General features: G+C 59.3%; 6 protein-coding genes. 1 reads left to right on the plus strand and 5 read right to left on the minus strand.

Going from position 1 to position 7,555, the window contains the following annotated elements:
- Positions 1-255: 255 nt before the first annotated feature.
- Together Q0C48_RS03760 and Q0C48_RS03765 are read right to left on the minus strand one after the other, a co-directional pair.
- Complete coding sequence (locus Q0C48_RS03760; protein WP_291521691.1) at positions 256-669, minus strand: GFA family protein; 414 nt, start codon at positions 667-669, stop codon at positions 256-258.
- 143 nt (positions 670-812) lie between these two features.
- Positions 813-1,298 carry an Lrp/AsnC family transcriptional regulator gene (locus Q0C48_RS03765; RefSeq protein WP_291521693.1) on the minus strand — a complete coding sequence of 162 codons (486 nt, stop codon included), beginning with the start codon at positions 1,296-1,298 and terminating at the stop codon, positions 813-815.
- A gap of 141 nt (positions 1,299-1,439) precedes the next feature.
- On the opposite strand from Q0C48_RS03765, the gene Q0C48_RS03770 reads away from it, so the two are divergent.
- Positions 1,440-3,143: a 2-isopropylmalate synthase gene (locus Q0C48_RS03770; protein WP_291521695.1), complete on the plus strand. Its 1,704-nt coding sequence runs from the start codon at positions 1,440-1,442 to the stop codon at positions 3,141-3,143.
- Positions 3,144-3,454: 311 nt separating this feature from the next.
- Here the strand turns inward: Q0C48_RS03770 and Q0C48_RS03775 are convergent, their stop codons facing one another.
- From Q0C48_RS03775 to Q0C48_RS03785, 3 genes are read right to left on the minus strand one after another with little or no spacing between them, the layout of a single operon-like run.
- Positions 3,455-5,938 carry an HAD-IC family P-type ATPase gene (locus Q0C48_RS03775; RefSeq protein WP_291521697.1) on the minus strand — a complete coding sequence of 828 codons (2,484 nt, stop codon included), beginning with the start codon at positions 5,936-5,938 and terminating at the stop codon, positions 3,455-3,457.
- Positions 5,939-5,969: 31 nt separating this feature from the next.
- Positions 5,970-6,743: a UDP-2,3-diacylglucosamine diphosphatase gene (locus Q0C48_RS03780; RefSeq protein ID WP_291521699.1), complete on the minus strand. Its 774-nt coding sequence runs from the start codon at positions 6,741-6,743 to the stop codon at positions 5,970-5,972.
- A gap of 4 nt (positions 6,744-6,747) precedes the next feature.
- The gene (locus tag Q0C48_RS03785; protein WP_291521701.1) at positions 6,748-7,260 is read right to left on the minus strand and encodes a peptidylprolyl isomerase; all 513 of its coding nucleotides are present in this window, start codon (positions 7,258-7,260) and stop codon (positions 6,748-6,750) included.
- Positions 7,261-7,555 lie beyond the last annotated feature (295 nt).

Raw genomic sequence — 7,555 nt, forward strand, 5'->3', positions numbered from 1 at the left:
ACCATTCTGCACATCTGAAAAATCCAGAATACAACGCCGCTCAGTTACCGCTTACTTTTCAGCATTAGTGATCACGATATGAATGTGATCGCTGCGGCAATGGGTGCCGATTTCACTCGATAGATACTGGAGAGATAGATCAAATAGTTGGAGTTTGTGTCAGGGGGGCATGCGAAGAGGATCTGCGGTAACTGCGGGCCCAGAATACCAAAGATGCCCCTCCGAGCGACGGCGGATTCCAAGATGGTTATAAGTTTAGCTGTTTGTTGCGCCCTTCTTTTTAGGTAGATCTGGGTTCATGAAGTCCCAAGGTGCAGCGCTACCTACATGGAAGTCTAATCTTGGAATATAACTTGATGAGTCGTTTAATGTTCCAGCCTTTACTCCTAGAATTCCTGGCATATTGCTGAACTGAGCAAACAATTGAGAACCACAATTCGGGCAGAAACCTCTCTTGTGTATATTCCCGCTGTCTACCTGAGACTCGAAATATCTTGCTTCACCAGAAACAACAACATCTTTCTCATGAAAAATCATCGCAGGAATGAACGCGCTGCCTGATGATCTTTGGCAGTCTTTGCAATGACAATTTCCGGTAAACACTGGATCATTATAAACTGAATAGCTGATTTCCCCGCAAAGACACTGTCCAGAATACTTTGCATTCATAATGGACTCCTAATAGCCGAAAAAAGAAAAGATATAGAGATGATTGTGGAGTGTGGACCATTGCTACCCGCTCACGACAACGTCATGCTGAAACATAAAGCTGAGGGAAGCCCTCATGCATCGCTTGAAAAGATAAACAGTGATCAATACACCGGCAACTCTGTCGTATCCACCACCCTGCGCAGCACAAAGCTGGAATGCACGCCGGTCACCCCCTCGATGCGCGTCAGGCGATTGAGTAAAAATTCCTGAAAATGCGCCATATCACGCACGGCAACTTTGATCTGGTAATCCGCGTCATGACCGGTGATGAGGTAGCACTCCAGTACCTCCGGCGAGTGACTGATTTCTGCCTCAAAATGCTCAAAACGCTCGGGGGTATGGCGGTCCATGCTGATGTGCATCAGCACCATCAGCGCCAAGCCCAGACGCTGCGGATCCAGCAGGGCTACGCGCTTGCGGATGATCCCGGCGTCTTCCAGCGCCTGCACCCGGCGCAGACAGGGGGAGGGGGACAAACCGATGCGCTCGGCGAGACGCTGATTGCTGAGTCCGCCGTCGCGCTGTAGCTCCTCCAGAATGCGGCGGTCGTAGCGATCTAATTCGATGGCAGGAGCTTTCGACCTCATAGCACAATATTACTCCGTTAATGGGTGTTAGTGCGCAATAATCATGCGACATAGTCGCTTTTATGGCCCCAATTCGCAAGCACCTGCTGCGACTTCTTCCTTATACTGCGTCCATCGTCACTTGCCGCAGGAGATTGGATCATGGGGACTTTCAGCCACCGCCGTTACCGCGCCTTCGCGCCCGTCCACAAACCGGACCGGCGCTGGCCAAACCGCCGTATGCACCACGCGCCCGTCTGGACCAGCGTCGATCTGCGCGATGGCAATCAGGCGCTGGTCTCCCCCATGAGCGTCGAGCAAAAGCTCCGGATGTTCGATTTGCTCGTGCGTATGGGCTTTCGGGAGATTGAGGTGGGTTTTCCCGCTGCCTCCCAGCCCGATTTTGACTTTGTCCGGCGCATCATTGAAGAAGATCGTATCCCCGAGCAGGTGACCATCCAGGTGCTCACCCAGGCGCGGGAAGCCCTGATTGACCGCACATACGAGGCCTTGAAAGGGGTGCGGCGGGCGATTGTCCATGTCTACAACTCCACCAACCCGGCCCAGCGCGAACAGGTGTTTGGCCTGGATCGGGAGGGCATCCAGGCCATTGCCGTGCGTGGCGCGGAGTGGGTGAAGGCCGGAGCGGCACGCTATCCAGAGACGGAATGGGTCTTTCAGTATTCGCCGGAGAGCTTCAGTGCCACCGAGCCGGATTATGCGGTGGATGTCTGCGAGGCGGTCAATGGGGTCTGGCGGCCTGATCAGGGGCAGGCGGTGATCCTCAACCTGCCCGCCACCGTCGAGTCGTCCATGCCCAACGTCTTCGCGGACCAGATTGAATGGTTCTGCGACCATTTACGCGGGCGGGAGCACGTGCAGATCAGCGTCCACACCCACAATGACCGCGGCTGCGCGGTGGCGGCGGCGGAACTTGCGGTGTTAGCGGGTGCCGACCGGGTGGAGGGCACCCTCTTCGGCAACGGCGAGCGCACCGGCAACATGGATATTCTCACCATGGCCATGAATCTTTACTCTCAGGGCATTGATCCGCAATTGGATATGTCCATGGGCACGGAAATCGCGGAGATCTATACCGCGTGTATGGGTATGGTCGTGCCGCCGCGCCATCCCTGGTTTGGCGAACTGGTCTACACGGCGTTTTCCGGCAGTCATCAGGACGCCATTCGCAAGGGCATGCACCATCGGCGGGAACGGGAAGAGGCTGCCTGGGAGGTGCCCTATCTGCCCGTCGATCCTGCCGATTTGGGGCGCAAGTACGAAGAGGTGGTGCGCATCAACAGCCAGTCCGGGAAGGGCGGTGTCGCCCATGTGCTGGAGCGCGACCACGGCATTTCCTTGCCGCGCTGGTTGGCGCAGGACTTCAGCGCCGTAGTGCAGGCGGCTTCCGAGCAGGAGACCGGTGAAGTCACCTCAGCGCAGATTTTCGCCCTGTTCGAGAGCCATTACTGCCATCCCGCGGAGGACTGGCACATGCGCCGCTATCGTCTCAGCCGGGAAGGGGAGCAGGTCGCAGCGACCGTGGTGGTTGGCCCGGAGGCACGGCCGCATATTTTACAGGGCAAGGGGAGCGGTGCCGTAGGTGCCTTGGTCGATGCGCTGATCCAGAGTTGGGGCGTTCGTGCCGAGGTGGAACAGTTCGACCAGCATGCCCTCGGTAGCGGTACCGGCGCTCGGGCCATGGCTTGCGCGCGGGTCAGTGTGGACCATGGCCATGCGGCATCCGCAGTGGCCTTTGGTGAGGATACCACCGAGGCCGCTTTACAGGCGGTGCTCAGTGCTATTGGTCGGTCCGTTGCAAAAAACAACACATGGAGCACATCGGTAGAACGGCAAGTACGTTGATTGCCGCGTTATGCCCTCGCAGGCCGACGCACGGTAACCACCACGCATTTGCCACGAAATCCCCATGCCCTGACGACGATATCCTGTCGTCACGGCATGGGAATCTCCCTCCCGACCTGCCTGGCCGCGATGCTTGACCTTGCGGCTGTATACCGTCTGGTCCCTTTCCACCCTAGTGGGCTGCACGCCGAAGCGCGGTTTCAGGCGCTTGGGGACGATACGTAAGGTCTCCTTTTTCATAACCTGATTCTCCTCTTAGTCGATGATGATACAGCTTCATTTTAGCATGAACACGAGCGTAGCGGTGCGCCTCAAACTGCCTGCGGAGGCGCCACAAGCTTGCCGGCCAGCCACGCCAACGCCGTGCAGGCGGCAATGATCCCCATATCCGCGCCCCCCATGGCCGTTGTCGCGAATACCCGCTGAAAAAATGGCAGACAGGAGAAAAGCCCCTGGGCAATCAGAGCAGCTAACATCGCTACCGCCAGGACAATATCCCCCCGGTCACGACGCCAGCGCCCATACATGGCCAGCAGTATTCCGGCCTCCATGCCCACCAGGGCGTTCACCGCCAGAGTATGTGCATGGCTGTCGCTGTGCAGAGTCGCATCGCCAAAAAACACCACAAAGACGATTATGACCAGAAAGGTACTCAATCCGAAGATGCGCCACCACAAGCTTCCTGGAATGAGTGCCTCCCGGGCCGGACGCGGTTTGCGCTCCATCACGCCTTTATCCGCCCCCATGAATGCAAAAGCCAGAGTCAGCGTACTGGCGGTAATCGTGTTCACCCAAAGTATCTGCAGTGGAGTAATAGGCAGGGTCATTCCCGACAGCACCGCGAAAAAAATCACCAGCCCTTCCGCAAAATTAGTCGGCAGCATAAAGAAAGTCGTGCGCCGGATATTGTCATAGATGTGGCGCCCCTCCGCTACGGCGGTGGCGATATGGGCAAAGTTGTCGTCACTCAGCACCATGGCCGCAGCCTCACGGGCCACGTCGCTCCCCGATTGCCCCATGGCCACACCAATCTGCGCCCGGCGCAAGGCGGGTGCATCGTTGACGCCATCACCGGTCATGGCGACCACCTCGCCGCTGGCCTGCAGAGTCTGCACCAGTTCCAGCTTATCGGCGGGCTGCACCCTGGCGAAAACCACTGCATCGCGGGCCAGGGCCTGCCGTCCCTCTGCATCCGCGCTGACCCACTGGGCATGATCGACCACCGCCGCTGGACCATCTTCCAGAATGCCGACCTGACGGGCGATAGTGGCCGCCGTCTGCGGATGATCGCCGGTAACCATAATCACCCGGATACCCGCGCTGCGGCAGGCAGCAATGGCGGCCGGTACGGCGGCACGCGGGGGATCCAGCAGTGCGACAACACCCAACCAGGTCCAGCCACCATCGTCCAGAGCTTCCCACCGTCCATCCATCGCACTGGCCAGGGCAATGGTACGCATGCCGGCAGTCGCCATGTCCGCAGTGACTTTGTGCCAATAGCCCGGATCGACGTCCGTCACCCCGCTTGCAGTCGCCATCCACCGACAACGCTGCAGGACCCATTCCGGGGCCCCTTTAATGGCGATGCCGTCGTTGTGGCGCGTCGCCATGAAGGGCTGCTCGTGGCTGAAAGGCCGGGCATCCACCCGCGGAGACCCCATCCGCAACGCGTCGACGTCCGCACCATGCGTGCCCGCATAGCGGAGTAGGGCCTGTTCCAGAGGGTCACCAATACCGCTCTGATCGTTGCGTAGTTGGGCGTCATTACACAAAATCATGACCCGCAGGGCACGTTGCAGCAGGGCGGGAGAGCCGTCGGCGAGGGCCAGGTCCTGCACAGTCATGCGATTTTCTGTCAGGGTGCCCGTTTTGTCGGTGCAAATGACGGTAACCGTGCCGAGGGTTTCCACTGCCGGTAACTGACGGACAATGGCGCCGCGTTGCGCCATACGCTGCACGCCCAGCGCCAGGGTCACACTAATGACCGCTGGTAACCCCTCGGGAATAATGGCTACCGCAAGACTGATGGCGGCGAGCAGGGCGAATTCCAGCGCTTCGTCCCGCCACCAGGCGATACTCGCCGCAATGGCTGCCAGAAGAACGACGGTGAAAGCGAGCGTCCGGGACAAGCGGCTGATGCGCTCCAGCAGAGGCGAGCGCATGGTCAGGGTGGTTCCCATGAGCTGATGGATACGGCCTATTTCGGTGGCACTGCCGGTGGCGGTCACCTGGCCCACACCATCTCCCCCGGTCACCAGCGTTCCCGCCCGCAGCAGTAACTCGCCCGCGTCGCCAGAAGTGGTTTTATCCACCGGGACGGATTCCCCCGTCAGCAGGGATTCGTCCACCCGCAGAGCATGCGCCTCCAGCAAGCGCATGTCGGCGCTGATACGTGCCCCATTTTCTATTCGCACCCAGTCGCCGGGCACCAGTGCTTCAGCGGGCAGATGTTGCCATTCGCCATCGCGACAGACCAACACCCGCGGGGCGAGAAAAGATTGCAATGCCTGCACGGCTTTCTCCGCGCGGTTCTCCTGAACAAAGCCGAGCAGGGTGTTGATCAGGATCACCGTGCCGATGACCGCGCCGTCTACCAGATGTCCGAGCACCAGTGATAAGAGTGCAGCGGCCAGCAGAATCGCGATGAGGGTGTTGCGAAACTGCGCCAGCAGTTGTTGCCACCAGCGCGGTGCATGCGCCGTGGGCAGACGATTAGGCCCGTATTGTTGCTGTAACGCCGAGGCCGCGGCGCTGCTCAGACCGCATGCTATTGGATCATGCTCCGTGGCGCCCATGATGCTCCCTCCCGTCGCGCAAAAACCGAAATTACGGTGGACTCAGTAACTGCAGGGACCAATGGCCGTTCTCCCAGCGCCCGATTCGCGCGCCATCGGCGCCCCAGGCACCCAGCACCATGCGCCGCCCCTCCGGACGCTGCTCCCAAACGGGGCGATGGGTATGGCCGTGAATCAATATGTCATAAGTGGCACCATCCAGTGCGAAAACGCCCTCCCCGTGGAGGGCGGTGACGATGGTCTGCGGATTGGCATCGGTTATGGCTGGTGCCTTGGCCCGCACTTCCCGGCTACTGCCGCGACGCAATCCGCGGGCGATACGCTGGAGCCAGGCATAAGGCAGGCGTCCCAGCGTGAGTCGAGTCAGCGGATGGCGAATCACCCGGCGAAAGCGCTGGTAACGATGGTCGTCGCTACACAGCAAGTCACCGTGGGTCAGCAGGATACGCTGATCGCCCAGTTGCAGCAGCGCCGGGTCGGGCAGGGCGAGGATACCGAACTGCGCCAGAAACGCGGCACCCAGGGCAAAGTCCCGGTTACCGACCATGAGGTACACCGTGGTGCCCTGCTTCTGCAGATCATGGAGCAGGGCAAGGATTTCTGCATAAGGCGCTTCCGCCGCCTGATCCCGATGCACCCAGTAGTCAAACAGATCGCCCAGAATAAAAACGGCCCGCGCGGTCCGGCCCTCGTGCAAACAAAAATGGCGGAAGAGGGCGATCAGCGCGGGCTGTGCGGAACTCAGATGCAGGTCAGAGATAAACAGCACGGGGCCATTACCAAGGTCTGCACCCTGCACCATCATAGACTCAGGCCGCAGGCAGACGCTCGCCCTTGTCGATGGAGATGGTGTCCTTGGGAACGTCCTGGTGCATCCCCTTGTTACCGGTCGGAGTCTTCGCGATGTCGTCCACCACATCCATCCCGCTGACGACCCTACCAAAAACGGCATAACCCCATCCCGATCCTGATGCCGTCTTGAAGTTGAGGAAATCATTGTCTGTCAGATTGATGAAAAACTGCGCGGTGGCAGAGTGGGGATCATTGGTCCGTGCCATGGCGAGCGTACCCCGCGCATTTTTCAGACCATTCTCCGCCTCATTGGCGATGGGCGCATGGACCTCTTTCTGCTGCATCTCCGCCGTAAAACCTCCGCCCTGAATCATAAAGCCGGGTATCACGCGATGAAAGATGGTGCCGTCAAAAAAACCCTCGTCGACATACTTCAGAAAATTCTCGACGGTGTTGGGCGCTTTGTCGGCGTCCAGCTCAATGACGATATCACCCCTGTTGCTGTGCAGCACTACTTGCGGATTTGCCATGAACACTCCTCAGAATTCAGGGCACCAGCGCCCTGCTAGAAAAAATTCGCCACTCAGACCAGCAGCGACGAAGACCAAGAGTAAAGCGACAGAGCGGGCCTTGTCGATAGCCGACATAAGCGCTAATCACTTTTTTTGAGGACCTCGCAGAGCAGGGTGCCCTGCGCCAGGGTCGCGGTAACCTGCGCATGCACCGCGACAGAGGCGCTGCCAAACACCACCTTGCCGGACTCGTCGCGAAGGACGGCAAAACCGCGCTGCAACACCGCCAAGGGGTCCAGCAGGCGTAAGGCCG

This window comes from Acidithiobacillus sp., from assembly GCF_023255755.1.
In the GTDB taxonomy this organism is placed as follows: Bacteria; Pseudomonadota; Gammaproteobacteria; order Acidithiobacillales; family Acidithiobacillaceae; genus Acidithiobacillus.